This is a genomic window from Sphingomonas sp. P3_C5 (assembly GCF_056402635.1).
In genome coordinates this window covers 275,371-298,933 of sequence record NZ_JBFUHA010000005.1, presented here as the reverse complement: position 1 = coordinate 298,933, position 23,563 = coordinate 275,371, and the positions used below count along the sequence as shown (strand labels likewise).

Sequence of the window (23,563 nt, the reverse complement as noted above, 5' to 3'; positions counted from 1 at the left end):
CCGCGCCGCCGGCGTTCCGCCACGGTTGAAGGAGGTAATGCATGGCATCTGTGGAAACTCCCCTGCTCGGAAAACGGGTCCTGATCACCGGCGGGGCCGGGGGCGTCGGCCGCGCGGTCGCCGCGCGCATGATCGGCGCCGGGGCGCGCGTCCTGATCACTGATCGCGAGGAGACTGCGCTTCGCACCCTCGCAAGCTCCTTCGGTACCGACATCCGCGGCGCGGTGGAGACAGTGACGGCGGATCTCTCCAGCCAGCCCGGTCTCACCCGGTTGTTCGACCGCGTCGACGACTGGCTCGGCGGGCTCGACATTCTCGTCGCCTGTGCCGGCGTCGGCTCCGGGGCCCTGTCGGAGATGGACGATGCCGGCTGGCGCTATGTCATCGAGAGCAACCTCGTCAGCTATGTCGCCTGCACCAAGGCCGCGGTCGATCGCATCAAGGCGAGCGGCAGCCGCCAAGGCATGGTCATCCTGATCGGCTCGATCAGCGTCCACATCAAGGCGGTGGGCGAGAGCGTCTACAACGCGGCCAAGGGCGGCGTCGCCAGCTTCGCCGAAACCCTGCGCAAGGAGCTGATCCCCGACGGCATCCGCCTCACCCTGATCGAACCCGGCGCGATCGCCTCGGCCATGCAGCCCTTCTCGCCCGAGGAACGGCAACGCCAGATGGAGGCCTACAAACTCCTGCCTCCGGACGAGGTCGCCGAAGCGATCCTGTTCGCCGCAACCCGCCCGCCCGGCGTCGACGTGGTGACGCTGCGCATCGAGCCGCTCGACCAGAAAATCTACTGACGGCGCCTCACGCTCTGTTCGGGCCGATAAGCGATGGTCGCCTGACCGGTGGCGCGGACCGGCATGAACAAGCCCTTCCCGGTAACGGAGAGGGTGCCGTTCTCCACGCCGGTCAGGTCCGCTGATAATAGAAAGTCCGCCTCTCGCCGCGCGCCGATCGCCTTGCGTGCCGCCACGAGCACTCGCGTATAATCGGGCGCGAAATCATGGCTCAGCCCCTGCGCGATGCTGTCGCGGATCGAGGCGTCGCTGAACAAAGCGATCAGCACATTGGTGATCCGATTGTCGGTGTGCGCCGCGATCCCGACATCGCGTGCCCGCACCAACTGTGAGTTGGGCACGTTATAGGGAACCGCCGTCAGCCAGACCTCGCCCTTGGTCGACAGCAAGGCGTGGCCCTCTGCCTTGGCCCGGGCGACGATCCCCACCGCCAGATGGCCGCCGGTCGTGGCATAGATCGTCACCTTGTCGAACTGGACGTCGACCGGGCCGATGCCGGCAAGCGTGATTCCCTTTTGCGCGCGCTTCTCCAGCACTCGCAGGACCACGGGTTCCAGCTGCGCATAATCGGCCAGCACCGGAATGAAGAAATTGAGCCCATATTTCCCGGTCACCGGCGTGGGTGGCGGCAGCGGCGTTGCGACCGGGTCGGCCGGGCGGTCGCCGACAAAGGTCTCGGTCAGCGCGTCGGCGCGGAGCGTCAGCACCAGCGCGCGACGATCGATATGATAGCGGCCAAAGCCGAGCCGCTTCGGCGTCACGCGCATCCAGGCGGGCGGACGATCCCGGTTCAGCATGATCGACGTAAAGCCGTGCTGCCACGCAGAGGCGAGCCGCGCGTGCAGATCGAGCTTCGCGAGTTCGCGCGGCAGGCTCTTCTCGAGGCCCGCGATCACTGGCTTCAGCCGAGCATCCGCCTTGCTGGCGAATTCGATCCGCTGCCCCAGGAAATCGACGCCCGGCGGCGTGGTCCAGTCATAATCGATCGTCACTTTGGCTGCGGGCGACCAGTTCCCCGCAATCGACAGCCGCGCCACGGCATGGACGACCGCTTCGCCGGTTGCCGTCTTCGACACCACCCCACCGACCTTCTGCGCGGCGATCGTCGCATGAACCGGGATGGTGATCGTCAGCCGATCCCCGCTTCCGCCGAGGATCAGCTTGCCGCGCGTGACAGTGCCGACGACGCGGCAACCGAGGTTCGGCAGGACTTTCACCTTGACGATCCCGAGGTCCACCCGCTTCGCGGCAATGCAGGTGTCGAGCTGCTTGTCGATGCTCCAGAGCCGCCTCGGCATCTCCCGCTCAAGCGCGCGCTGGAGATCGTCTAGCGACCCCGAGATCGGCACGACGATCGTCGATGTCTGCAACGGAAAGTCCGGAGCGTTATCGATCCTGGGCGGGGCGGGCGACCGGACGCTGTGGCTGCAGCCGGTCGCCAGCAGCGCCGCCATCAGCAGCGGGGCAATTCTTCGCGACACCAACCCCTCCCCCCATGGCGCGGATCCGCGTGTCGCGGGGCCGATCCACGCTCGTTGCATAAGCGAAACTGGGTAACCGCCGGTTAAGAGGGAAAGGTCCGTAGTGCCTGCTGTTTTTGTCGCGGCACTCAGCCCGTAACGGCAAGCCGTGGCTGGAGGTCCTCGCGGCCCGCCCGTCGCTCGGCACAGGCCACGCAGTTCTTGCCGAGGCGTTTGGCCTCATAAAGCGCGGCATCGGCCATGGGCACCAGGTCAGCCGCCGAGGTTGAAGTCTCGGGAACCGAGGCGACGCCGAAGGACGCGGAAACCGCCGCGTCATGCGCCTCCGAAAGCCCCGCGATCCGCATGCGCAGCGTGTCGGCCTTGCGCCGGGCTTCTTCGAGCGAGCAATTGGGCAGGATCACCAGCAGCTCCTCGCCCCCATAACGGCAGACGACATCCGATGGTCGCAGGCCGCCGACAAGCTGGGCCGCGACATCGCGCAACACTGCATCGCCCTTGGCATGGCCGTGCTCGTCATTGAGCCGCTTGAAATTGTCGAGATCCACCATCAGCACTGAGGTCGAACCACCGCCACGCTCGGCCAGGCTGATATAGCGCTCCAGCGCGTCTTCCATGTAGCGCCGGTTGTAGAGGCCGGTCAGCGGATCGCGCAGCGACTGGGTCCGCAGCTTTTCGCGCAGCGAGATGTTCGACAGGGCAAGTGACATGGAATCGGCCAGCGCGTGGCAGAGCCGGCTGATCCCTGCGAGTTCGCTTTGAGCCTGCTCACGCCCGGTGGCGAACATCAACAAGCCGTATACCGAACCCCGCGCCATCATCGGCACTTCGAGCGTCGCGACCGCGCCGGCGTGATGCCCGCAGCACAAGGTCCCGTGCGACGGGTCATTGGTGTGGGGCTTGCCGCGCTTCAATGCCCAGCAATTGCTCGGTGCAAGGCTGTCCGACGGCTGATAGTCGGCCGGCATGTTCCAGCTGCCGGTGAGATCGAGCCGGTCGCGGGAATTGTTGAAGATGTAGAGCGCCATGCCGAATTCCGGGAGGAGGCGCAGCGCCGTCGCCATCAGCACCGCGGTGGCATCGTCATAGCCTTCGGCGCTCTGCAGCATATCGGTCATGTCGAAAAGTTCGTCGGTTTGTATCTTCGCGGCCTGCGCGCTGGCGACCAGGTCAGCCCGATTGTGCAGTTCCCGGCGACCATAGATCGCAACGAGCACATTGAGCACCAGCGCTATCCCGATGCCACCGGTCGCGATCGCCAACGGGAGAGAACCCGGTGTCTGCGAGAACATCAGGATGCGCAGCGTCGCCCAGCTGACGGCTATGCAGAAGATCGCGGCGAACGAGCACACGCCGATCATCAAGAGATGGGGCTGCTGGCGGGCAATCGCCCAGGCGGATTCCTTCTGCAAGGACATATGCCCCCGGCTCCTTCAACCCCTCCCCGGTGCCGGAGTAGAGCGCACCCATTGAGATGGTGTTAAGGTTCGGGTGGCCTCCGATCCGCGGCGTTCAAGGCCGATGACGGGTCGCAAGCCAGCGCTCAGGTGAGCGCGCCCGATCGACTCCGCACATAGCCAACGAGATTGTCGAGCGTCTGCGAAGTGCCGGTATCGACCCCCAGTTTCAGATATTGCTCCAGCTGCTCGGCGGATTCGCATTCGATCTCGACAGTCATGTGCGTCTGCCCGGCCGCGTCTTGAAGCATCACCCGGCCCAATGCGCCGATCGCCTCGAATACCAGCCGCTCGGGCGGCGCGATCTCATGATAGGTGCCGCCGAAAATCATGTCCGGATGGCCCCGCGTAACGAACTTGAACGCGCCGCCCGGCCGCAGGTCGATCTCGCAGATCGTGAGCGGCTCGCCGGCGGCATCCCACCAGCAGGTCACATGCTCCGGCTTCGTCCAGGCTTCGAAGATATCGGCGCGGGGCGCATCGAACACCCGCGTCAACCTGATCGTGTGAGCGGTGCGGTCGATTTCGAGGTCGGTCCGGGCACTCGTCTGTGGTTGAGCAGGCATATCAAATCTCCTGTTTCTTGATGGTGCTTAGATGCGCGTCGAGATTGTTGAACCGGCTCTCCCATTGCTGGCGGAACGGCTCGATCCAGTCGGCGATGTCCTTCATGGCGCGCGGCGCGAGCCGGCGCGGCCGCCGCTGCGCATCGCGCCCGCCCTCGATCAGCCCGGCACTTTCGAGCACCTTCAGATGCTTCGAGATGGTCGGCTGGCTGAGCTGAAACGGTGCCATCAGCTGCGAAACACTCGCTTCGCCCAGCGTAAGTCGCGCCAGGATCGCCCGCCGCGTGGGATCGCTCAGCGCATGGAAGGCGCTGCTCAGCTGGTCGCTATGTCGGTTTTCCATTGTCATATGGCTATATAGCCAAATGGCAATTAAAGAGTCAAGCGCCGGCAAAAGAAGAGCGCCGCCCGCTCCGGAAAGAGCGAACGGCGCACCACTTCAGCGTATCGAACGGAAGATCACCGCAGCGAACGGAACGTCGCCCGCAGCTCCTCGGTAAAGGACGCCGGCTGCTCCCAGGCCGCGAAATGCCCGCCCTTCGGCAGCCGACCATAATGGACGAGCTTCGGATAGGCCTTGCGTGCCCAGCTCTCCGGCGCGGTATAGATTTCGTCCGGATAGGCGCTCACGCCCATCGGCAGGTCGACACCCTTGGGTGCGAAGAAGGCCAGCTTGCTCTCCCAATAGAGCCGTGCCGAGGAGACCGCCGTGTTGGTCAGCCAGTAGAGCGTGATATTGTCCAGCACATCGTCCTGCGTCAGGCCCTCCTGCGCGCCGTCGAACACGCGGGTGATGAGCGCCCGGCTGCGATCGTCATGGTCGAGCATCCAGGCCGCAAGACCGATCGGCGAGTCGGCCAGCGCGTAGAGAGTCTGCGGCCGCCCCGCCATCTCCTGCGCATAGCCAAGGCCGTTCTGATAAAAGGTGGAAAGCTGGTCGAACGCATAACGCTCGTCCGCCGACAGCCCAGCCGGCGCCGGCCCGTTCGGCAGCAACGCCGCGATCTCGTCCGGAACGGTCGCCGGCATATTGGTATGCACGCCGATCAACCCCGCCGGCCGAAGCAACGCCATCTGCTCGGTCACCGCATTGCCCCAGTCCCCGCCCTGCGCGACGTACCGCGTATAGCCGAGCCGCTTCATCAGCACCGTCCAGGCGCGGGCGATGCGGATCGGGTCCCAGCCCGTCTCGGTCGGCTTGCCCGAAAAGCCATGCCCCGGCAGTGATGGGATGACGACATCGAAGGCATCCGCCGCAGTGCCGCCATGCGCGGTCGGGTCGGTCAGCGGACCGATCACCTTCATCTGCTCGATGATCGAGCCCGGCCAGCCATGGGTGATGATCACCGGCAGCGCATTCGGATGCCGCGAGCGGACATGGATGAAATGGATATCCACCCCGTCGATAGTGGTGATGAAATTGGGATAGGCGTTCAGCCGCGCCTCGGCCCGCCGCCAGTCATGCTGGTTCGCCCAATACTCGGCGAGCCGCTTCATGGTCGCGAGGTTCACGCCCTGGCTAGCGTCGTTCACTGTCTCGCGCTCAGGCCAGTTGGTGGCGCGGATGCGGGCGCGAAGATCGGCCAGCGCCCGGCTCGAGGCATGGAAGCTGAAGCTGCGGATGCTCTCCGGTCCCGATGAAACCGGAACGTCGGCGCCCGCGAAATTCGGCAGGCTCAGGCCAACGGCGCCGATCAGCGACGAAGCCAGAAGAGTGCGACGGGCAATGTTGGTGCTGGTCATGGTGGTTCTCCTTTGCTGCCGGGGGGTGCGATCAGGTCGCGTCCGGTGATCTGGAGGTAGCCCGCCGCGCAGCCGCCCGCCGTTCGCGGGTTGCGGCGACTATCGCGGGATTGCGGTGTTCGACGCGACTGCGTTACGCTCCGCCCGCGAAACGACTCGTGCGGCCATGCCGGTGGAGGGCGAGAGGCAATGACCGCCGTCAGCGCCATGCGCATTGCGGAAGCCCCGCCCGACCCGTTCGACGCGATGAGCCGCGTGCTGGACCAGCCGCCGATCGCGCTCTCCGAACGCCTCAGCGGCGACACACGCCTGACCGGCAGATGGACTCACGGCCCCCTGCACGACGCGCTCCCCGGCATGCCGGCGCATGTCATCATCGCCCATCACAACCAGGGCACCGAGATCGTCCTGCGCACCGGCGAAGGCCTGCGCGCCCGCGCCGAGACCAGCCCCGGCACGATCGTCATCATCCCCGCCGGGCATGACGGCCGCTGGGACATCAATGGCGGCGTCGATGTCAGCCATGTCTATCTGACCGAGGAACGGCTCCACAAAAGCGCCGAGACGCTGACCGGCGGGCGCGGCATCGAGCTGCTCGACCGGCTATGCTTCGCCGATCCGCAAATCACCCACATCCTCGCGCTGCTGAGCGACGAAAAGCTGACGAGCGACCCCGCGGCCCGGCTGTTCCTGGAACAGGCGATCGACCTGCTCTGCACCCAATTGGTGCGCGGCCATTCAAGCTTCGGCGCGCTGCCCGATCCGGCGCCGAAGCGCGGCCTCGCCGATTGGCAGGTCAGGCGCGTCACCACCTATATGCGTGAGCTGATGGAGCAGGAGATCGGCCTGGACGAGCTCGCCGCGCTGGTGAACCTCAGCCGCTTCCACTTCTGCACCGCCTTCCGCCTGGCCACCGGCAAGACCCCGCACCAATGGCTGACCAACCTCCGCATCGCACGCGCCAAGGAGATGCTGACGGATCCTCTGCTGCCGGTCACGGAGATTGGGCTGTGCGTGGGGTATCAGACGCCGTCGTCCTTCGCGGCGAGCTTTCGGAAACTGGTCGGGGCGACGCCGAGTGAGTTTCGGCGGGCGTTGTAGGCGCTGAGCTGGGGGCAAAACTGCTAGTATGCAGCGGTCCGTCGATTGCCGATGTTCGCCCGATACATGGAGAGGGCGTGATGCATGGGCGCAATCCCGGAGCGCTTTGATTATATCATCATCGGCGCCGGTTCCGCAGGGTGTGTCCTTGCCGAGCGGCTGTCGACTGACCCCCGCAACCGCGTGTTGCTGATCGAAGCGGGCGGGCATGATCGCTCGCCCTTGATCACGATGCCGAAGGGGATCGCCAAGCTGGTCGCGGATCCGCGCTATGTCTGGGCCTATCGGATGGCGCAGCCGCGTCGTGATGGCGAGGACGCACAGGAGATCTGGATCAGGGGCAAGGGCCTTGGCGGTTCGTCGTCGATCAACGGCATGATCTGGAGTCGCGGCGAGGCGCGCGATTATGACGATTGGTCGGCCGCCGGCTGCGCGGGCTGGGACGGCGCGAGCATGACCGCTGCGTTCCGCGCGATCGAGGACCATGGCCTCGGCGGCAGCACCATGCGCGGCAGCGGTGGGCCGGTGCATGTGACAGCCGACACTTTCGTCTACCCGCTGTCCGAACGCCTGGTGAAGGCGGGCGAGCAGATGGGGCTGGTCCGCACCGCGGATCTCAACAGCGTCGCCGGCGGGCGTGTCGGCTATTATTGCCACAATATCCGGCGCGGGCGGCGCGAAAGCGGCGCGAGGGTGTTCCTGCGCCCGGCCCGGAAACGACCCAATTTCCATGTGCTTACCGACACCGTCGTGAACAGCGTCCGGCTGTCCAACGGGCGCGCGGTCGGCGTGTCGATGTCAAGTGACGCGCGGGGCAATTTCAGCGTCGACTGCGATGGCGAGGTCATCCTGTGCGCCGGCACGCTCGAAAGCCCGCAGATCCTGCAACGGTCCGGCATCGGCGATGGCGACGCGCTCTCCGCGGCCGGGGTCGCCGTGCAGCACCACCACCCGCATGTCGGACGGCACATGCTCGAGCATCTGTCCTACACCATGCCCTTTCGGCTAACGCGCGATGTCGGGATCGGCGGTCGCTATGTCGGCCTCGGGCTTTGGGCGTCGGTCGCGCGCTATTATCTGCGCCGCGACGGTCCGATGGCGACGGGGCCGTTCGAAGTGGGCGCCTTCCTCAGCACTGGCGTGACCGGGCCGCGCACTGACCTGCAGCTCTATCTCAGCGGCTATATGTTCGGGCGCGGCGCTGACAATGAGCCGGTGCCGCTTGCCCATATCGACAAGCAGCCGGGGATGACGGTGTCGGGCACGCTGCTGCGCCAGACCAGCGAGGGAAGCATCGTCATCCGTGGCCCGGCGCCCGGTGATGGCGCCGACATCGCCCCCAACTGGCTGGCGACCACCGGAGACCGGGAGGGCGCGGTCGCCGCGATCCGCCTGATGCGCCGCTATGTCGCGCAGGCCGCATTGGCCGAGGATGTCGGGCAGGAACTGACCCCCGGCGCGCAGGTCCAGGACGATGCCGCGCTGCTCGACAGTTTCCGGTCGCTCTCGACCAGCGGGCTGCACGGCGTCGGCACCTGCCGCATGGGCCGCGAAGGCGAGGCCGTGCTCGATCCCTCGCTGCGTGTCCACGGCGTGGAGGGACTGCGCGTCGCTGATTGCTCGGCCATGCCGGGCCTCATCACCGGCAACACCAATGCGCCGGCCATGGCGCTTGGCTGGCGCGCCGCGGAGATCATTCTGGCTGATCGGCGCGCGGGTTGACCGACGGCCCGCTGATTGCGACCTGTTTCACGCTGGCCGGTCAGGTCGGCCCGTTCGGCAATGCCCGCGTTCATGGCCTGGTCTGCAGGAACTGGTCCAGCGCGGCGTCAAATCGTGCCGGCTGATCGTACATGATGAAGTGTTTGGCACCAGGCACCTCGACCAGCGTACCCGCTGGCAACGCTCCATAGCCGGCCTTCACTGTCTCGCCGAGCGCGGTCTCGTAAAGCACTGTCACGGGGATTTGGACGCCGCCAAGACCCGGCCGCAGATCTGCGAGCATGTCGTCGGTCATCGCGGTGCCGACAACTGCCGGGTCGCTCGCTTTCATCCAGCCGACCACCCGGGCAACATCCTGGGGCGCTGTGATCATCTGTGCGCCCATCTGCTGTGCCATCGCTTCGGGCATCGGGCCCGACATCCCCGCTTTCATCGCCATGGCCATCGGCCTTATGCTGTCCGGCGTGGCATTCGGTCCGGCGTAAACCACACCGAAAAAAGGCAGCGTATCCACCAGCATCAGCTTCGAGATCAGCCCGGGATGCCGTTCGGCGATTGCGAGGCCCAGCGTGCCGCCGAGGCTGTGCCCGATCACCGGGACAGGATGGCCGAATTTGCCGAGATAGGTGCTGATCGCTTCGGCCACCGGGTCGAACACCGGGCCGCTGGCATTGGCCTGCGCCGGCTCGCCCGCAAAGCCGTCGACCTGCACAAGGTGTAGCCGGTACCGGGCGCGCAGCCGGTCCGCGGTCTGGTGCCACGTCTCGCGCGACGAGGCGAGCCCGGGGATCAGCACAACGTCCGGCCCGGTTCCGACGATCTCGATGGAGACGCGATCCGTCGATACGAGCTTGCTGTCGGAATAGAGCCGGACCGGGAGTGAGGCCGCAGCCTGGGCGGCTGCGATACCCGGCTGAGCGAAAAGCAACGAGATCGCCGCGCTGGTGGCAACGTTCAGAAATGTGGTGCGAAGTCTGGTCACGGCGTCTCTCCGATAAGCTGTCGATGATGTCCGGACATGGGCCAACTCCAGAGGCCGGGCACAGTGACATGTGTCACCTTCCGCGCATGACATCGCACACTGATGCGGCGGCGCGCGGCGGTGCATCACCCTCGCAAGCAAGGAGAATGCACATGAAGCGAGAAGATCTATCGGTCGTTGCCGCGCTGATCGGTGTCTCGAAGGCGCTCGGGGGCAACGCGGTTCTCGCCAATCTCGATCTCGGCGTTCGCGCAGGGGAGGTGACTGCCCTGCTCGGCGCTAACGGCGCCGGCAAGACCACCTGCGTCAGCCTGCTGACCGGTCGGTTGCGGCCGGACGCCGGTCAGGCACGTCTGTTCGGCCTCGATCCAAGCCGCCCAGCGGCGCGCGGGCGGATGGGCGTGATGCTGCAATCGGCCGGCCTCCCTGATGTGCTGACCATAAGCGAGATCGTCGCCCTGCAATCAGGCTATTATGCTGACCCGCGCTCCGTCGACGAGACGCTGGCGATCGCGGGCCTGACCGACTTGAAAAGCCGTCGCTGCGGCGCCTTGTCGGGAGGGCAGGCGCGGCGAGTACAATATGCGTTGGCGATCTGCGGCCGGCCGGACCTGCTGGTGCTGGACGAGCCGACCGCGGCCATGGACCGTGAGGCGCGCATCGCCTTATGGGCGACGGTGCGCGCCGCGGCGGACAACGGCGCGGCGGTGTTGCTCACGACCCACGATCTTGCCGAAGCCGATGCGCTGGCCGATCGCGTTCTCGTCATGGACGCGGGATCCGTAATCGCCGCCGACACGCCGGCGGCGATCCGCGCGCGGGTTGGAGGATCGACGCTGCGCTGCCGCACCGATCTGGCGCAGGCGAACCTCATGGCGCTGCCTTCGGTTCACAGCGTGGAGCGTGCCGGCGCCGAGGTCGTCATCCGGTCGGGCGACGCGGTTGCGACGGTGCGTTCGCTTGTCGCGGCCGATGCGGGGCTCGCTGACCTGCGGATCAGCGACGCTTCGCTGGACGATGCCCTGGCCGGATTGCTCCACGCCAACATGAAAGTCGCGGCATGAGCGCGATCGCCATGCCCGCCGGCGTCTGGCGCCGGGAATGCATTGCCGAGTTGCGCCGGTCGTGGCGCCTGCCTCAGTTCATGCTGCCGTCAGTGCTGACGCCGGCAGCGTTCTACGCGCTCTTTACGCTCGCGCTCGCCAGGCCGTCGCCTGAGGCGGCAGCTGCCTCGCTGGCGGGATACGGCGTGTTCGCATCGATCGGCCCGGCCTTATTCGGGTTCGGTGCAGGCGTGGCGATGGAGCGCGAGCAAGGCCTGGTCGAGCTCAAGCGCGTCTCGCCGATGCCGCCCGGGGCCTATGTCGCCGCGAAGCTCGCCGCGGCGATAGCCGCGACGGGCGCGGCGATCGCGCTCATCTACGCGCTGTCGCTGGTTGGCGGCGTGCGCCTGTCGCCGGGACGCTGGGCACTGCTCACCGGCCTGCACCTCGTCTCGACCGTGCCTTATGCACTGATCGGCTTCGGGATCGGCATGCGGATGGGCGGCAAGGGCGCCGTCGCGATGGCGAATGCGCTGTTCCTCGGGTCGGCTGTCATCGGCGGACTCTGGATCCCCACGTCGATGCTGCCTGTATGGATGCAGACGATCGGCCAAGTCGTGCCCGCTTATCATCTCGGCCAGATCGCACGCGCTATCGTCGGCGCGCCAGTGATGGGCAATATGGTCGTCCACATCCTGGTGTTGGCCTTGATGACCGCGCTGGCCACTGCATGGGCATGGTCGGGTTGGCGGCGCAGCCCGGCTTGACGCGGCGTCCTGCAACGGGGAACCTCACAATGATGGAAAATAGTCGGCGAGCGATGCGGAACGAGACCGGCAGGCGAAGTTTCCTCAACGGGCCCGTGCCCTGGCTGGCCTATCTGCCGTTCTACGTCCTGCCGTGGCTGTGGCAGGCTCCGACACGCGTCACTGTCATTGCGGCCGTCATCGGTTTGGCGGTCTTCCTCCCTGTCTATCTGACGGGGTACCGTGCGGCCGGGATGCGCCTCCTCGCAGCCTCGTGCATCGTCATGGCGGTGGCCGCGGCGCTCGCCTCGTTCGGCGGCAACTGGACTGTCTACGCGATCTATGCGGCAGCGATGGTCGGTGGCCTGCGAAGTACCCGGCTGGCCGGATCGATGATTGCGGCTTTCGCGCTGCTGACGGTCGCACTCGGCATTGCGCTTTCGCAGCCGTTGCTCTGGTGGCTGCCCGGCGTCCTGCTGCTGGTGACGACCGGGTTCAGCGTGATGCAGCGCGAGGCGATCCATGACCGCAACGAGGCATTGCTGTCGGCGCAGGAGGAAGTGCGGCGGCTCAGCCGCACGGCTGAACGCGAGCGCATCACACGTGACCTGCACGATGTGGTCGGCCGCAGCCTGACGCTCATCGCTCTGAAGTCCGACATCGCCGCGCGACTGTCCGCGGATGACCCGGCCGCCGCCGCCGAGGAAATGCGCAACGTGGCGGGTGTTGCCCGCGAGGGGCTGGGCGAGCTGCGCGCGGCGCTTGCCGGGGTGGCCGGGGGGTCGCTGGCCCGCGAGGCTGAGGTGTCCCGTGGCGTGCTGGCGGCGGCGGGCGTGGCGTCGGAGTTCGAAGGCGACCCCGAGAGTGTGCCGCCGGACGCCGGCGCGGTATTGGCGATGACGTTGCGTGAGGCGGTGACGAACATCATCCGGCACGCCGGCGCGGGGCGTTGCCGCATGGCGATCTCGATCCTCGATGGCGTGGCGCGACTTACGGTCGAGGACGACGGCTGCGGCGGCTCGTTCAGCGAAGGAACCGGCCTCGGCGGCATGCGGCAACGACTGACGGCGGCGGGCGGTAGCCTGTTGCTCGAGCGAGCGGCACCGGGGACACGGCTGTCCGCGATGGTCCCGGCGGGCGCCCTATGATCCGCGTGGTGGTCGCCGAGGATCAGGCGCTGGTGCTCGGCGCGATCGCGACATTGCTCGGCTATGAATCCGACATTGAGGTCGTGGGACGCGCCACCAATGGCGACGAGGCGCTCGAGCTCGTTCGCGCCGTCGCACCCGATGTCCTTTTGTCCGACATCGAGATGCCGCGGCGTTCGGGAATCGAGGTGGCGCAGGCGATCGCTGACGAACGGCTTGCGACCCGCGTCGTCATCGTCACCACCTTTGGCAGGTCGGGATATCTGCGGCGGGCGCAGAACGCCGGCGTGCGTGGCTATCTTCTGAAGGACAGTCCGGTCGAGCAACTCGCCGCCGCTATTCGCACGGTCGCTGGCGGTGGTCGCGCGATAGCGGCCGATCTCGCCGCCGCTGCGTGGGAGGCAAGTGATCCACTCACCGAGCGTGAGCGAGCGTCGCTGCGGCTGGCGGAAGAGGGGCTGTCCAACAAGGAGATCGGGCGCCGGCTGTCCTTGTCGCCGGGGACCGTGCGCAACTATCTGTCCGAAGCGGCAGCAAAGGTCGGCGCGCATAATCGCGTCGAAGCTGGCCGCATCGCCAGGGAGAAAGGGTGGCTCTAGCGCTCCGGACTAAGGGTAGCACGCGGCACCGCAACGCTGTCGCTCAGACGGGGGGATGGCGTTCGGCAAGGGGCGCTCGCGCACGACCGACGACGTCGCCAAGCCGGGTACGCTCGTCGCTGTCGCAATCGGCAACCGGTGCAACGCGGAGCAGCAACCAGGCTTTCACCCGGAAATAGGCCAGGACTGCGAATATGGCGAGCGACGCGTCGCCCAGCCAGTCGAGCCGATACTCGCGAAACGGCGTATAATAGAAGCCTTGCGGGTTTAACGTCACCGCGATCTCGATGAGGAGATGCGGTCCGAGCAGCACAAGGGCCAGCAACTCGGCTATCTTGCGCATTGCCGGCTGACCTTTCGGTGCCCTGGCGACACGAGGCCGGCCGGCCAGACGCGTATCGATTTCGATCGCGGCGGCAACGACCTTCCAGCAATGCCATGCCATGAAGCTGAGCGGCATGGCGGCCGTGTAGAGTATCATCGCAACCTGCGGCGCAGCGGCCTCGAGCGCATCGCTCGCCGCATGCAGCGTCGGTATGTTCCACGCGATCGCCATCAGTGCGATGCCAAAAGGGGTCGTCAGCCAGAGCGCCCAGCGCAGCATCCTTCCGGACCGCAGGGTCAGGTCGCGATAGAGGTGTTGCTGCTCTGCCCATTCGTCGGCGCTCAAACGGATGGCGCCGTGCCCGTGAAAAGGACGGTAGAAGATCGTTCCCGTACCATCGCGCGCGACGCGCTGCTGCAGCAGCGTCGTGGTCAACTTGTCGATCAGAAAAGCATCGATCATGGCACGCTCCAACCTTCGGGCTGAAATGCCGTGCGGCGCATTAAAAACCAGTATCCACTGAGGCATGGATGCATAAGTGATGCTGTTCGACGCCACAGCCCCGGCGCGAATTACCGGGGCCGGTCGTGTTCGAGCTTCCGCTCTAGCGTGCGAATCGCCTTGACCACCCGCAGGCGATTGATTCTCCGGACGGCTGCGCTACGGCCAAAGCCATGCACCCGAACAAGGCCTTCCGTTTCGAAAGCGACGCAGCGATGCTCGGCTGGGCGGTAGCGCGCGGGTTCGCGCATATCCTCGCCGCGACCGCTGAGGGACCGATCGTCGCGCATGCGCCGATCGTGCCGGCTGGTGCGGGCGCGGTGCGCTTCCATCTTGCCCGGTCCAACCGGATCGTGCCGCTGCTCGATGGCGCGCGCGTGGCGCTCAGCATTGCCGGCCCGGACGGGTACATCACGCCAACCTGGTATGCCGATCCGGTCCAGCAGGTGCCGACCTGGAATTATGTCGCGGTCGAGATCGAGGGTATCGCTCGGGCGATCGACGAGGACGCGCTGGTCGCCCTGCTGGACACGCTCGCCGAGATCCACGAACCGCGCGTGGCGCCCGAAAATCCCTGGACTCGCGCCAAGATGGACGATGCCCGCTTCCGCGCCATGCTGCGCGCGATCATCGGCTTTGAGGTAACGATCGACGCGGTGCGCGGCACCAGCAAGCTTGGCCAGAACAAACAAGGCGAAGATCGCGCCGGGACAATTCAGGGCCTTGCGCGCACCGGCAACGCAGCGCTTGCTGATGTGATGAGGACCGCATGAGCAACCGACTCGCCCTGTTCGATTGCGATGGCACGTTGGTCGACAGCCAGGCGAATATCTGCCTGTCGATGGAAGAGGCGTTCGTACTTGGCGGGCTGACGGCCCCTACCCGCCCGGCGATCCGCCGCATCATCGGCCTGAGCGTGGTCGAGGCGATCGCTGCGCTCAGCCCGGAGCTCGACGATTCGCGCCACCGAGCTCTGGCCGAGGATTATAAATCCGCTTTCTTCAGACTGCGTGCCTCCGGTGCGATGAATGAGGAGCCCTTGTTCGACGGGATGATCGCAGCGCTGGATTCGCTCGCCGAGGCCGGCTGGCTGTTCGGCGTTGCCACTGGCAAGTCGGATCGCGGACTGGCGCGCATCCTTGCCCATCACGGCATCGCGGATCGCTTCGTCACGTTGCAGACCGCCGATCGCCATCCGTCCAAGCCCCACCCCTCAATGATCGAGCTGGCGATGGCCGAGGCCGGCGCCTCGCCCGAAACTACGGTGATGATCGGCGACACCAGCTATGACATGTTGATGGCGCGCGCGGCGGGCACGCGAGCGCTGGGCGTCGCCTGGGGCTATCATCCTTCGCACGAACTGACCGCCGCGGGCGCGCATGCCGTTGCCGAGACGGTGGCCGGCCTGCCGGCTCAGATGGAGAGTTTATGACCGACGCCGAGACGATCGCCCGCAAGCGCTGGCTCGCCATCACCCTCACCCGGCTGGCAGCATCCGCCGGCGCGGTTTTGGGCGTGATCCTGATTGCGCGTGCGCCGACGCTCGGGCCCAAGATCCTCGGCACCGCGATCGTCCTCTCGGCGCTGGCGATGATGGCGATCGTACCACGCTCGCTCGCCGAGCGGTGGCGGACGCCGCCCGGCAAGTGAAACGCTTCTGGAAAAGCGTCGCGATCGATGACGATCGCGGCATAAGGCTCGACGACAGGCCAGTGCGGACGCCGGGACGGCTACCGCTGCTTCTCCCCGATTCCAGCCTTGCCGAAGCTGTGGCCGACGAGTGGCGTGCGGTGCCCGAAGGCGCGGAGATCGATCCGCGGGCAATGCCGATGACTGGCCTCGCCAACGCCGCGATTGACCGCATCGCGCCTGACCCCGCCAGTTTCGCCGCCGGCCTTGCCGTGTTCGGTGAGAGCGACCTGCTCTGCTACCGTGCCGATACCCCGCCTGATCTGGTGGCGCGGCAGGCGGCAACCTGGGATCCCCTGCTCGACTGGGCACGGACGCGCTATGATGTGCATATCGAAGTGACGACGGGAATCCTCCACCGCTCTCAGCCGCCGCTCAGCCTGGCCCGGCTCGGCGACGCAGTCCTGGCAAGGAACGCGTGGGAGCTGGCCGGCCTGTCGCCGATCGTCACCATCGGCGGGTCGCTGATCGCCGCACTGGCGCTGGCTGAAGGTGCGGCGACGGCTGAGGAAATATGGCGCGCGGTCGAGCTCGACGAGGACTGGCAGGTCGAGCAATGGGGCCGGGACGATTTGTCGCTTGGAGCGCTCGAAGCACGGCGGCGCGATTTCGATGCAGGCGTGCGGTTTCTGGGACTGATAAGCCCCTCCCCTTGAGGGGAGGGGTAAGGGGTGGGGCAGCGTCGAACGGGGCTCGATGCCCCGCTCGACGCTTCGAGCTTGGCGAGACGAGTCTTTTTGAGCGTGCAGACGCACGCCCCCACCCCCTACCCCTCCCCTGAAGGGGAGGGGCTTTAAGAGGTCTCACTCCCCCGTGGGAGACGTCCGAATCAGTTTGCGGATGAACCCGATGATCCCGGTCTGGCGCGAGCGCTTCAGCCGTTCCGCCGCGAGAATCGTCTTCACGCAGTCGAAGCATTTCGCGACATCGTCATTGACCAGGACATAATCATAGCCGTCCCAGTGGCTGACCTCGTTGGCGGCGCGGTCCATCCGGGCGTCGATCACTTCGGGCGAATCGGTCGCACGGCGTTCAAGCCGGGTGCGCAGCTCGGTCATCGAGGGCGGCAGGATGAAGACGCGGACGATGTCGCCGCCGGCGAGCTGGTGGAGCTGCTGCGCGCCCTGCCAATCGATATCGAACAATATGTCGCGGCCCTGTTCGAGCACGTTCCACACCTGCGCCTTGGGCGTGCCGTAGCGATGGCCGAAGACATGCGCCCATTCGAGGAACTCATGGTTCGCGACCATCGCGCGGAAGCGTTCGAGATCGACGAAATGATAATCGACGCCGTCGACTTCGCCGGGGCGGATCGGGCGAGTAGTGTAGGAAACCGAGACGACCAGCTCAGGCTGATCCTCGCGCAGCATGCGCGCGATCGTCGACTTGCCCGCGCCGGATGGCGAGGAGAGCACGAACAAGACGCCACGGCGCTTGAAGCCATGCGGATCGGAATCGGGGGCGTCCATGCGCGCTAGTGGCGCGGGCGCCCGCCCCGCGTCAACCCGCCTTGAGTGAGATCAATCGTCCGAAGCGCGTTCGCCGAGCACTGCGTCCGTCACTTTGCCGAGGCCCCGCAGCACCAGCCAGCCCACGGCAAAGGTGATCGCGATCGGCACAACGATGCGCGCCGCCGTGACCACGCCAGCGCCGATCAGGGCGCCGTCGGCGGTGCTGTCGTCGCCGTCCCTGCCGTCGATCATGCTGCCGATCGCTGCGCCGAGGATTGTGCTGGCCTTCATGGATGTCCTCCGGTTTTCGTGAGGCAGAGCGTTTGAGGGGGCTTGGGGTTCCAAGTTCCTCCCCGGAACGGGGAGGGGGACCGCCCCGCTTCTTCAGCGGGGTGGTGGAGGGGCTTGGAGCGCGGCACGGTCGCCTCGCTCCAAGCCCCTCCACCATTCGCCGAAAGTGGCGAATGGTCCCCCTCCCCGTTCCGGGGAGGAATGAGTCACACCATTGCCTCCGGGCGCACCAGGCGGTCGAACGTTTCGGCATCGACCAGGCCAAGCGCCAGCCCCGCCTCCTTGAGCGTCAACCCCCCGGCATGCGCATGCTTGGCGATCTTTGCCGCATTGTCATAGCCGATCTCGGGGGCGAGCGCGGTGACCAGCATCAGCGAGCGGTCGACCAGTTCGGCGATGCGCGCGCGGTTGGGTTCGATCCCCTCGACGCAGCGCTCCGCGAAGCTCGCCATCCCCACGCTCAGCAACTCGATCGAGCGGAGCAGCGCCGCGCCGATCATCGGTTTGAACACGTTGAGCTCGAGATGGCCCTGCAGCCCACCGATCGTGATCGCCTGATGGTTGCCGATCACCTGGGCCGCGACCATCGTCAGCATCTCGCACTGAGTCGGGTTGACCTTGCCAGGCATGATCGAGCTGCCGGGCTCGTTCGCGGGCAGATCGATCTCGCCGAGCCCCGAGCGCGGGCCCGAGCCGAGCAGGCGGATGTCGTTGGCGATCTTGGTCAGCGCCACCGCCAATGTGTTCAGCGTTCCCGAGAGGTGAACGATCGGATCGTTCGACGCGAGCGCCTCGAACTTGTTGTCAGCCGTCCGGAACGGCAGGCCAGTGATGGCGGCGATCTCGCGGGCAATTGCTTCGCCGAAGCCTCCAGGCGCGTTGAGTCCGGTGCCGACCGCGGTGCCGCCCTGCGCCAGTGCCATCATGCCGTGATTCACCGCCGGGTCGATCCGGTGGCGGCAGCGATAGAGCTGATGCGCGTAGCCGGAAAATTCCTGGCCGAGCGTCAGCGGTGTCGCATCCTGCAAATGGGTGCGGCCGATCTTGACGATATCGGCCCAGTCCTTCGCTTTGGCGTCCAGCGCAGCGTGCAACCTGTCGAGCGCCGGAAAGAGCCGGTCATGCGCGGCACGGGCGGCGGCGACATGGAGCGCGGTGGGGAAGCTGTCGTTCGACGACTGGCTCATATTGACGTGATCGTTCGGGTGGACCGGCGCCTTGCCGCCGCGCTTTCCCGCCAGCATCTCGTTGGCGCGGCCGGCGATCACCTCGTTGACGTTCATGTTGCTCTGGGTGCCCGAGCCGGTCTGCCAGATGACCAGCGGGAACTGGTCGTCGAGCTTGCCGCTCACCACTTCAGCCGCAGCGGCCTCGATCGCATCGGCGATTTCGGGCGCGAGGCCATGCGCGCGATTCACTCGCGCAGCCGCCTGCTTCACGATCGCCAGCGCGTGGATGATGCCGATCGGCATGCGCTCTTCGGGCCCGAACGGAAAATTCTCGATCGATCGCTGAGTCTGCGCGCCCCAATAGGCGCTGGCGGGGACTGAGATGGGGCCGAGCGAATCGGTTTCGGTGCGGGTTTCGGTCATCTCAACCTTCCGTCAAAGTCCCTCTCCCAGCGGGAGAGGGAGGGGCCCGCTGCGAAGCAGTGGGAGGGTGAGGGTGACGTATCGTCGCCCAGTCGCCCTCACCCTTCCGGCGCTTTCAGCGCCTCCCTCCCTCTCCCGCTGGGAGAGGGATTTATTTCTTCCGCTTGAAATCCACTGAGACGACGTTCGATCCATCCTCGGCCGGGGTTACCGTCGGGCCGTCATTTTCGGCTTCATCGTGGGGATCGGGGCCTTCAGGGCCTTCCTGGGCCTGGAAGCGCAGTTCGAAATTGACGGAGGGATCGTGGAATCCCGTCACTGCGGCATAGGGGATCACCAGCTTCGACGGCACCTGGTTGAAGCTGAGGCCGATCGAGAAGCCGGTATCGTCGACCAGCAGATCCCAATAGCGGTTCTGCATGACGATCGTCATCTCGTCGGGGAAACGCTCAATCAGCCGCTGCGGGATGTTCACCCCGGGCGCCTGCGTCTTGAAAGTGATGTAGAAATGATGGTCGCCAGGCAGGCCGCCATTCTCGGCCACCGAGCCGAGCACCCGGCCGACGACTGCGCGCAGTGCCTCCTGCACGATCTCGTCATAGGGAATCAGGCTATCGGGCAGTCCATCGCTCATGCGCATGACCTAGCGGGCTTTGAAGCACCGTCAAGATTGCATGCGCGCTCTTCGGCGCTATGTGGAGCCCATGCGCACCGGAACCATCTCCCGCTCCACCAAGGAGACGTCGATCGACGTGACCGTCAATCTCGACGGCACCGGCCTTTACACAGTCGAAACCGGCATCGGTTTCCTCGATCATATGCTCGAGCAGCTTTCACGCCATTCGCTGATCGATCTTAACGTGAAGGCGGTCGGCGACCTGCATATCGACCAGCATCACACGGTCGAGGATGTCGGCATTGCGATCGGCGAGGCGTTCGCGCAGGCGCTCGCGGACAAGAAGGGCATTCGCCGTTATGGCGATGCCCTGTCGCCGATGGACGAGACGCTGACCCGGGTTGCGCTCGATATTTCGGGGCGGCCCTATCTCGTGTGGAAATGCGAGTTCAGCCAGAAGCGGCTGGGCGAGATGGACACGGAGTTGTTCGAGCACTGGTTCCACAGTTTTTCGGGCTCGGCCGGCATCACGCTTCACGTCGAGACGCTGTACGGCAAGAACAACCATCATATCATCGAGAGCGCGTTCAAGGGGCTTGCCCGAGCGCTGCGCATCGCGGTCGAGATCGATCCGCGCAAGGCGGATGCCATCCCCTCCACCAAGGGGATGCTGTGATGGCGGGCGGATTCGCCGCGCTCCTGGCATGAGTATCGCGCTGATCGATTATGGCGCGGGCAATCTCCACTCGGTCGCCAATGCGCTGAAGGCAGCGGGCGCCGAGGGCGTCGCGATCACCGCCGATGCCGATATGGTGGCGCGTGCCGACCGGATCGTGCTGCCCGGCGTCGGGGCGTTCGGTGCCTGCGCCTCTGCATTGCGCGCGGTGCCGGGCATGGTCGATGCGCTTGACCGGCGCGTGCGTGGCGATGGCGTGCCGTTTCTCGGCATCTGTGTCGGCATGCAATTGATGGCGGATGCGGGCGAGGAGAAGGGCACCCATCCGGGCCTCGGCTGGATCAGCGGCACTGTCCGGCATCTCACATCTGGCGACCCGAGCGTGAAAGTGCCCCATATGGGCTGGAACGATGTCGTGCCGAAGCGCGCGCATCCGCTGATCGAGCCGGGCGAGGCCTATTTCCTGCACAGCTACGGCTTTGACGGAGAGGATGTGATCGCCGCGACCGACCATGGCGGCGCGGTCACCGCCGCGATCGGCCGGGACAATATGCTTGGGGTGCAGTTCCACCCCGAAAAGAGCCAGCGTTACGGGCTGGAGTTATTGCGGAGGTTCCTGTCGTGGCAGCCATGAAATCCATCCGGGTGACGTCATGACGCTCATCGTCTTCCCAGCGATCGACCTCAAGGCCGGCCAGGTCGTGCGCCTCGCCGAGGGCGATATGGACCGCGCCACCGTCTATGGCGACGATCCCGCCGCCCAGGCGATGATCTTTGCGGAGCAGGGCGCAAACTATCTCCATGTCGTCGATCTCGACGGGGCCTTTGCCGGTGCCTCGGTCAATGGCGAAGCGGTCGCGGCGATCGTCGAGCGTTTCCCGGGGCACGTGCAGCTGGGTGGCGGCATCCGTACGCGCGAATCGATCGAGCGCTGGTTCGATCTCGGCGTGTCGCGTGTGGTGATCGGCACGGCGGCGCTGGAGAATCCCGAGCTGGTCCGGGAGGCCGCGCGCGATTTTCCCGGCGGTATCGTGGTTGCGGTCGATGCGAAGGACGGCATGGTGGCGACGCGCGGCTGGGCCGATATCTCCACCGTTGAGGTGATCGACCTCGCGCGCCGCTTCGAGGATGCGGGCGTCGCCGCGCTGCTGTTCACCGATGTCGGGCGGGACGGGATGCTGAAGGGCTGCAATGTCGAGGCGACGGTCGATCTCGCGCGCGCGGTCGATATTCCGGTGATCGCCAGCGGTGGCGTGAAGGGGATTGCCGAGATCCATGTGCTTGCGCTCCATGCGCGGGATGGGGTCGAAGGGGTGATTACGGGGCGGGCGCTTTATGATGGGCGGCTCGACCTGGCTGCCGCGCTGAACGTGGCGGCGGCGGCGTGAGGAACGAGCTTTATTCAACCCCTCCCCTTCAGGGGAGGGGCAAGGGGTGGGGCAGCGCTGAGCGGGGCTCGATGCCCCGGTCGGCGCTTTGGGCCGGACGCAACGAATCTTTTGGCGTGCAGACGCACGCCCCCACCCCCMACCCCTCCCCTGAAGGGGAGGGGCTTTTCCGATGACCGTCCGCGCCCGCGTGATCCCCTGTCTCGACGTCGCCAACGGCCGTGTCGTGAAGGGCGTGAACTTCGTCGATCTGCGCGATGCCGGCGACCCGGTCGAACAGGCGCGCGCTTATGACGCGGCCGGCGCTGACGAGCTCTGCTTCCTCGACATCACCGCAAGCCATGAGGCGCGCGGCACGATCCTCGATGTCGTCCGGCGCACCGCTGAAGTCTGTTTCATGCCGCTGACGGTCGGCGGCGGCGTGCGCAGCGCCGAGGATGCGCGCGCGCTGCTACTCGCGGGCGCTGACAAGGTGGCAGTCAATTCGGCCGCCGTATCACGGCCCGAAGTGATCGCCGACATCGCCGATCGCTTCGGCAGCCAGTGCTGCGTCGCCTCAATCGATGCGCGGCGGGTCGGCCAGGGCTGGGAGGTCTTTACCCATGGCGGCCGGCGCGAAACCGGCATCGACGCAGTCGAGCATGCGCTGCGGCTCGTCGGACTTGGCGCGGGCGAGTTGCTCGTCACGTCGATGGACCGCGATGGCACCCGCGATGGCTATGATCTCGAGCTGATCCGCACCATCGCCGACCAGGTCGCGGTGCCGGTGGTTGCGTCGGGCGGCGTCGGCGGGCTCAATGACCTGGTCGCGGGCGTGCTCGAAGGCCATGCGAGCGCTGTGCTCGCGGCCTCGATCTTCCATTTCGGCGAGGCGAGCATCGCTGATGCGCATGCGGCGTTGGCTGCGGCGGGCGTGCCAGTGCGCAAACCGCTCGCATAAGCTTGTGTCCCCGCGAAGGCGGGGACCCAGTCTGGGCTCCCGCCTTCGCGGGAGCACAAATTTAACGCTGCTTGCGTATCCCAACCCCATGCGTTTTCTCCTGCCCTTCTTCCTTTTTGCCGCCCCGGCATTCGCCGTCACACCGGCGCATACCGGCGTGCCGAAGGTCCGCACCGGGCCTGAGCTTTCGGACATTGCGCTGTTCGTAATGGCGGCGATCGGCGTCTGGCTGGTGCGCCGGGCGATGCGGGCGCGGTTTGCCAAACGCCCCAAGGATTGACGTGAACGCCCGTCTGGGCCAGCCGATAATCATGGCCGAAGACTTTCTCGACACGCTCGAAGCCGTGATCCGTGCCCGCAAGGGCGCTGATCCGACCACCTCCTATGTCGCCAAGCTCTTCACCCGGGGCCGCGCCAAGATCGCGCAGAAGCTTGGGGAGGAAGCGACCGAAACGGTGATCGCCGCAATGGGCGACGACAAGGCCGCCCTGACCGGCGAAGCGGCTGACCTGATCTTCCACCTGCTCGTGCTGCTGGCCGATGCTGATGTGCCGCTTGATGACGTGCGCGCGGAGTTGAAGCGCCGCGAGGGCGTTTCGGGGATAGAGGAAAAAGCTTCCCGATAAGCTTTCGTCATGCCGGACTTGTTCCGGCATCCACTGTTCCGCATACGCATCACCTGCCCAATTTGCGGGCCGGTGGGCCCCGGAAC

General features: G+C 66.2%; 28 protein-coding genes. 17 read left to right on the top strand and 11 right to left on the bottom strand.

Features of this window, described 5'->3' with window-relative positions; translation table 11 throughout:
* Positions 1-41: 41 nt before the first annotated feature.
* Positions 42-794, top strand: a complete 753-nt coding sequence (locus tag AC1DVS_RS14870) for an SDR family oxidoreductase (RefSeq protein ID WP_478024253.1) — start codon at positions 42-44, stop codon at positions 792-794.
* Here the strand turns inward: AC1DVS_RS14870 and AC1DVS_RS14865 are convergent.
* The 5 genes from AC1DVS_RS14865 to AC1DVS_RS14845 form a co-directional block, all read right to left on the bottom strand.
* Complete coding sequence (locus AC1DVS_RS14865) at positions 788-2,275, bottom strand: DUF4403 family protein (RefSeq protein ID WP_478024251.1); 1,488 nt, start codon at positions 2,273-2,275, stop codon at positions 788-790. The two genes, AC1DVS_RS14870 and AC1DVS_RS14865, sit on opposite strands and share 7 nt — an antisense overlap.
* Positions 2,276-2,403: 128 nt before the next feature.
* Positions 2,404-3,693, bottom strand: a complete 1,290-nt coding sequence (locus AC1DVS_RS14860) for a GGDEF domain-containing protein (RefSeq protein WP_478024249.1) — start codon at positions 3,691-3,693, stop codon at positions 2,404-2,406.
* A gap of 125 nt (positions 3,694-3,818) precedes the next feature.
* Positions 3,819-4,298, bottom strand: coding sequence for an SRPBCC domain-containing protein (locus AC1DVS_RS14855; protein WP_478024248.1), 480 nt, complete (start codon positions 4,296-4,298; stop codon positions 3,819-3,821).
* A gap of 1 nt (position 4,299) precedes the next feature.
* Positions 4,300-4,647, bottom strand: coding sequence for an ArsR/SmtB family transcription factor (locus tag AC1DVS_RS14850; protein ID WP_478024247.1), 348 nt, complete (start codon positions 4,645-4,647; stop codon positions 4,300-4,302).
* 110 nt (positions 4,648-4,757) lie between these two features.
* Positions 4,758-6,041: an epoxide hydrolase family protein gene (locus AC1DVS_RS14845; protein WP_478024245.1), complete on the bottom strand. Its 1,284-nt coding sequence runs from the start codon at positions 6,039-6,041 to the stop codon at positions 4,758-4,760.
* A gap of 189 nt (positions 6,042-6,230) precedes the next feature.
* On the opposite strand from AC1DVS_RS14845, the gene AC1DVS_RS14840 reads away from it, so the two are divergent.
* Both AC1DVS_RS14840 and AC1DVS_RS14835 read left to right on the top strand, forming a co-directional pair.
* The gene (locus AC1DVS_RS14840) at positions 6,231-7,142 is read left to right on the top strand and encodes a helix-turn-helix transcriptional regulator (RefSeq protein WP_478024244.1); all 912 of its coding nucleotides are present in this window, start codon (positions 6,231-6,233) and stop codon (positions 7,140-7,142) included.
* 84 nt (positions 7,143-7,226) lie between these two features.
* On the top strand, positions 7,227-8,864 hold the full coding sequence (locus tag AC1DVS_RS14835) for a GMC family oxidoreductase (protein ID WP_478024242.1): 1,638 nt from the start codon (positions 7,227-7,229) through the stop codon (positions 8,862-8,864).
* A gap of 70 nt (positions 8,865-8,934) precedes the next feature.
* Here AC1DVS_RS14835 and AC1DVS_RS14830 read toward each other — a convergent pair whose 3' ends face one another.
* A complete protein-coding gene (locus AC1DVS_RS14830) occupies positions 8,935-9,846 on the bottom strand; it encodes an alpha/beta fold hydrolase (protein WP_478024240.1) in 912 nt (303 codons plus the stop codon).
* A 152-nt stretch (positions 9,847-9,998) separates the two neighbouring features.
* Here AC1DVS_RS14830 and AC1DVS_RS14825 point away from each other — a divergent pair, with 152 nt between their 5' ends.
* The 4 genes from AC1DVS_RS14825 to AC1DVS_RS14810 are packed head-to-tail and all read left to right on the top strand — an operon-like array spanning position 9,999 to position 13,382.
* A complete protein-coding gene (locus AC1DVS_RS14825; protein WP_478024238.1) occupies positions 9,999-10,910 on the top strand; it encodes an ABC transporter ATP-binding protein in 912 nt (303 codons plus the stop codon).
* Positions 10,907-11,656 (top strand): ABC transporter permease, encoded by a 750-nt coding sequence (locus tag AC1DVS_RS14820; RefSeq protein ID WP_478024236.1) that lies wholly within the window; start codon positions 10,907-10,909, stop codon positions 11,654-11,656. Before AC1DVS_RS14825 ends, AC1DVS_RS14820 begins: the two co-directional genes overlap by 4 nt.
* Positions 11,657-11,688: 32 nt before the next feature.
* Complete coding sequence (locus AC1DVS_RS14815) at positions 11,689-12,783, top strand: sensor histidine kinase (protein ID WP_478024234.1); 1,095 nt, start codon at positions 11,689-11,691, stop codon at positions 12,781-12,783.
* On the top strand, positions 12,780-13,382 hold the full coding sequence (locus AC1DVS_RS14810) for a response regulator transcription factor (RefSeq protein WP_478024232.1): 603 nt from the start codon (positions 12,780-12,782) through the stop codon (positions 13,380-13,382). Before AC1DVS_RS14815 ends, AC1DVS_RS14810 begins: the two co-directional genes overlap by 4 nt.
* Positions 13,383-13,425: 43 nt before the next feature.
* Here the strand turns inward: AC1DVS_RS14810 and AC1DVS_RS14805 are convergent, their stop codons facing one another.
* Positions 13,426-14,169: a hypothetical protein gene (locus tag AC1DVS_RS14805; protein WP_478024231.1), complete on the bottom strand. Its 744-nt coding sequence runs from the start codon at positions 14,167-14,169 to the stop codon at positions 13,426-13,428.
* A 212-nt stretch (positions 14,170-14,381) separates the two neighbouring features.
* On the opposite strand from AC1DVS_RS14805, the gene AC1DVS_RS14800 reads away from it, so the two are divergent.
* From AC1DVS_RS14800 to AC1DVS_RS14785, 4 genes are read left to right on the top strand one after another with little or no spacing between them, the layout of a single operon-like run.
* Complete coding sequence (locus AC1DVS_RS14800) at positions 14,382-14,981, top strand: FMN-binding negative transcriptional regulator (protein WP_478024229.1); 600 nt, start codon at positions 14,382-14,384, stop codon at positions 14,979-14,981.
* A complete protein-coding gene (locus AC1DVS_RS14795; protein WP_478024227.1) occupies positions 14,978-15,640 on the top strand; it encodes an HAD-IA family hydrolase in 663 nt (220 codons plus the stop codon). The genes AC1DVS_RS14800 and AC1DVS_RS14795 overlap by 4 nt, the downstream gene beginning before the upstream one ends.
* Positions 15,637-15,858, top strand: coding sequence for a hypothetical protein (locus AC1DVS_RS14790; RefSeq protein WP_478024226.1), 222 nt, complete (start codon positions 15,637-15,639; stop codon positions 15,856-15,858). The genes AC1DVS_RS14795 and AC1DVS_RS14790 overlap by 4 nt, the downstream gene beginning before the upstream one ends.
* Entirely contained in the window at positions 15,855-16,553 is a 699-nt protein-coding gene (locus AC1DVS_RS14785) for an ATP12 family chaperone protein (RefSeq protein WP_478024224.1), read from the top strand. Before AC1DVS_RS14790 ends, AC1DVS_RS14785 begins: the two co-directional genes overlap by 4 nt.
* A 147-nt stretch (positions 16,554-16,700) precedes the next feature.
* On the opposite strand, the gene gmk is transcribed toward AC1DVS_RS14785, so the two are convergent.
* The 4 genes from gmk to AC1DVS_RS14765 form a co-directional block, all read right to left on the bottom strand.
* Entirely contained in the window at positions 16,701-17,366 is a 666-nt protein-coding gene (gmk, locus tag AC1DVS_RS14780) for a guanylate kinase (RefSeq protein WP_478024222.1), read from the bottom strand.
* Positions 17,367-17,417: 51 nt separating this feature from the next.
* The gene (locus tag AC1DVS_RS14775; protein ID WP_478024221.1) at positions 17,418-17,639 is read right to left on the bottom strand and encodes a hypothetical protein; all 222 of its coding nucleotides are present in this window, start codon (positions 17,637-17,639) and stop codon (positions 17,418-17,420) included.
* 206 nt (positions 17,640-17,845) lie between these two features.
* On the bottom strand, positions 17,846-19,231 hold the full coding sequence (fumC, locus tag AC1DVS_RS14770; protein ID WP_478024219.1) for a class II fumarate hydratase: 1,386 nt from the start codon (positions 19,229-19,231) through the stop codon (positions 17,846-17,848).
* 151 nt (positions 19,232-19,382) lie between these two features.
* Positions 19,383-19,865: an SspB family protein gene (locus tag AC1DVS_RS14765; protein WP_478024218.1), complete on the bottom strand. Its 483-nt coding sequence runs from the start codon at positions 19,863-19,865 to the stop codon at positions 19,383-19,385.
* Between the two features lie 70 nt (positions 19,866-19,935).
* Between AC1DVS_RS14765 and hisB the strand changes: the two genes are divergently transcribed.
* The 6 genes from hisB to AC1DVS_RS14735 all read left to right on the top strand — a co-directional run bounded on the left by hisB (position 19,936) and on the right by AC1DVS_RS14735 (position 23,477).
* Positions 19,936-20,523: an imidazoleglycerol-phosphate dehydratase HisB gene (gene hisB / locus AC1DVS_RS14760; protein ID WP_478024216.1), complete on the top strand. Its 588-nt coding sequence runs from the start codon at positions 19,936-19,938 to the stop codon at positions 20,521-20,523.
* 28 nt (positions 20,524-20,551) lie between these two features.
* The gene (gene hisH, locus AC1DVS_RS14755; protein ID WP_478024214.1) at positions 20,552-21,157 is read left to right on the top strand and encodes an imidazole glycerol phosphate synthase subunit HisH; all 606 of its coding nucleotides are present in this window, start codon (positions 20,552-20,554) and stop codon (positions 21,155-21,157) included.
* Positions 21,158-21,176: 19 nt separating this feature from the next.
* Positions 21,177-21,911 (top strand): 1-(5-phosphoribosyl)-5-[(5-phosphoribosylamino)methylideneamino]imidazole-4-carboxamide isomerase, encoded by a 735-nt coding sequence (gene hisA, locus AC1DVS_RS14750; RefSeq protein ID WP_478024212.1) that lies wholly within the window; start codon positions 21,177-21,179, stop codon positions 21,909-21,911.
* 172 nt (positions 21,912-22,083) lie between these two features.
* Positions 22,084-22,851 (top strand): imidazole glycerol phosphate synthase subunit HisF, encoded by a 768-nt coding sequence (gene hisF / locus AC1DVS_RS14745; RefSeq protein ID WP_478024210.1) that lies wholly within the window; start codon positions 22,084-22,086, stop codon positions 22,849-22,851.
* Between the two features lie 88 nt (positions 22,852-22,939).
* Positions 22,940-23,131 (top strand): hypothetical protein, encoded by a 192-nt coding sequence (locus AC1DVS_RS14740; RefSeq protein ID WP_478024209.1) that lies wholly within the window; start codon positions 22,940-22,942, stop codon positions 23,129-23,131.
* Between the two features lie 31 nt (positions 23,132-23,162).
* Positions 23,163-23,477, top strand: a complete 315-nt coding sequence (locus AC1DVS_RS14735) for a phosphoribosyl-ATP diphosphatase (RefSeq protein WP_478024207.1) — start codon at positions 23,163-23,165, stop codon at positions 23,475-23,477.
* Positions 23,478-23,563: the final 86 nt, after the last annotated feature.

Coding starts and splice junctions, on each gene's coding strand:
- AC1DVS_RS14870 (WP_478024253.1), top strand. CDS start 42: ATGGCATCTGTGGAAACTCCCCTGCTCGGAAAACGGGTCCTGATCACC.
- AC1DVS_RS14860 (WP_478024249.1), bottom strand. CDS start 3,693: ATGTCCTTGCAGAAGGAATCCGCCTGGGCGATTGCCCGCCAGCAGCCC.
- AC1DVS_RS14855 (WP_478024248.1), bottom strand. CDS start 4,298: ATGCCTGCTCAACCACAGACGAGTGCCCGGACCGACCTCGAAATCGAC.
- AC1DVS_RS14850 (WP_478024247.1), bottom strand. CDS start 4,647: ATGACAATGGAAAACCGACATAGCGACCAGCTGAGCAGCGCCTTCCAT.
- AC1DVS_RS14845 (WP_478024245.1), bottom strand. CDS start 6,041: ATGACCAGCACCAACATTGCCCGTCGCACTCTTCTGGCTTCGTCGCTG.
- AC1DVS_RS14840 (WP_478024244.1), top strand. CDS start 6,231: ATGACCGCCGTCAGCGCCATGCGCATTGCGGAAGCCCCGCCCGACCCG.
- AC1DVS_RS14835 (WP_478024242.1), top strand. CDS start 7,227: ATGGGCGCAATCCCGGAGCGCTTTGATTATATCATCATCGGCGCCGGT.
- AC1DVS_RS14825 (WP_478024238.1), top strand. CDS start 9,999: ATGAAGCGAGAAGATCTATCGGTCGTTGCCGCGCTGATCGGTGTCTCG.
- AC1DVS_RS14820 (WP_478024236.1), top strand. CDS start 10,907: ATGAGCGCGATCGCCATGCCCGCCGGCGTCTGGCGCCGGGAATGCATT.
- AC1DVS_RS14815 (WP_478024234.1), top strand. CDS start 11,689: ATGGAAAATAGTCGGCGAGCGATGCGGAACGAGACCGGCAGGCGAAGT.
- AC1DVS_RS14810 (WP_478024232.1), top strand. CDS start 12,780: ATGATCCGCGTGGTGGTCGCCGAGGATCAGGCGCTGGTGCTCGGCGCG.
- AC1DVS_RS14805 (WP_478024231.1), bottom strand. CDS start 14,169: ATGATCGATGCTTTTCTGATCGACAAGTTGACCACGACGCTGCTGCAG.
- AC1DVS_RS14800 (WP_478024229.1), top strand. CDS start 14,382: ATGCACCCGAACAAGGCCTTCCGTTTCGAAAGCGACGCAGCGATGCTC.
- AC1DVS_RS14795 (WP_478024227.1), top strand. CDS start 14,978: ATGAGCAACCGACTCGCCCTGTTCGATTGCGATGGCACGTTGGTCGAC.
- AC1DVS_RS14790 (WP_478024226.1), top strand. CDS start 15,637: ATGACCGACGCCGAGACGATCGCCCGCAAGCGCTGGCTCGCCATCACC.
- gmk (WP_478024222.1), bottom strand. CDS start 17,366: ATGGACGCCCCCGATTCCGATCCGCATGGCTTCAAGCGCCGTGGCGTC.
- AC1DVS_RS14775 (WP_478024221.1), bottom strand. CDS start 17,639: ATGAAGGCCAGCACAATCCTCGGCGCAGCGATCGGCAGCATGATCGAC.
- fumC (WP_478024219.1), bottom strand. CDS start 19,231: ATGACCGAAACCCGCACCGAAACCGATTCGCTCGGCCCCATCTCAGTC.
- AC1DVS_RS14765 (WP_478024218.1), bottom strand. CDS start 19,865: ATGAGCGATGGACTGCCCGATAGCCTGATTCCCTATGACGAGATCGTG.
- hisB (WP_478024216.1), top strand. CDS start 19,936: ATGCGCACCGGAACCATCTCCCGCTCCACCAAGGAGACGTCGATCGAC.
- hisH (WP_478024214.1), top strand. CDS start 20,552: ATGAGTATCGCGCTGATCGATTATGGCGCGGGCAATCTCCACTCGGTC.
- hisA (WP_478024212.1), top strand. CDS start 21,177: ATGACGCTCATCGTCTTCCCAGCGATCGACCTCAAGGCCGGCCAGGTC.
- hisF (WP_478024210.1), top strand. CDS start 22,084: ATGACCGTCCGCGCCCGCGTGATCCCCTGTCTCGACGTCGCCAACGGC.
- AC1DVS_RS14740 (WP_478024209.1), top strand. CDS start 22,940: ATGCGTTTTCTCCTGCCCTTCTTCCTTTTTGCCGCCCCGGCATTCGCC.
- AC1DVS_RS14735 (WP_478024207.1), top strand. CDS start 23,163: ATGGCCGAAGACTTTCTCGACACGCTCGAAGCCGTGATCCGTGCCCGC.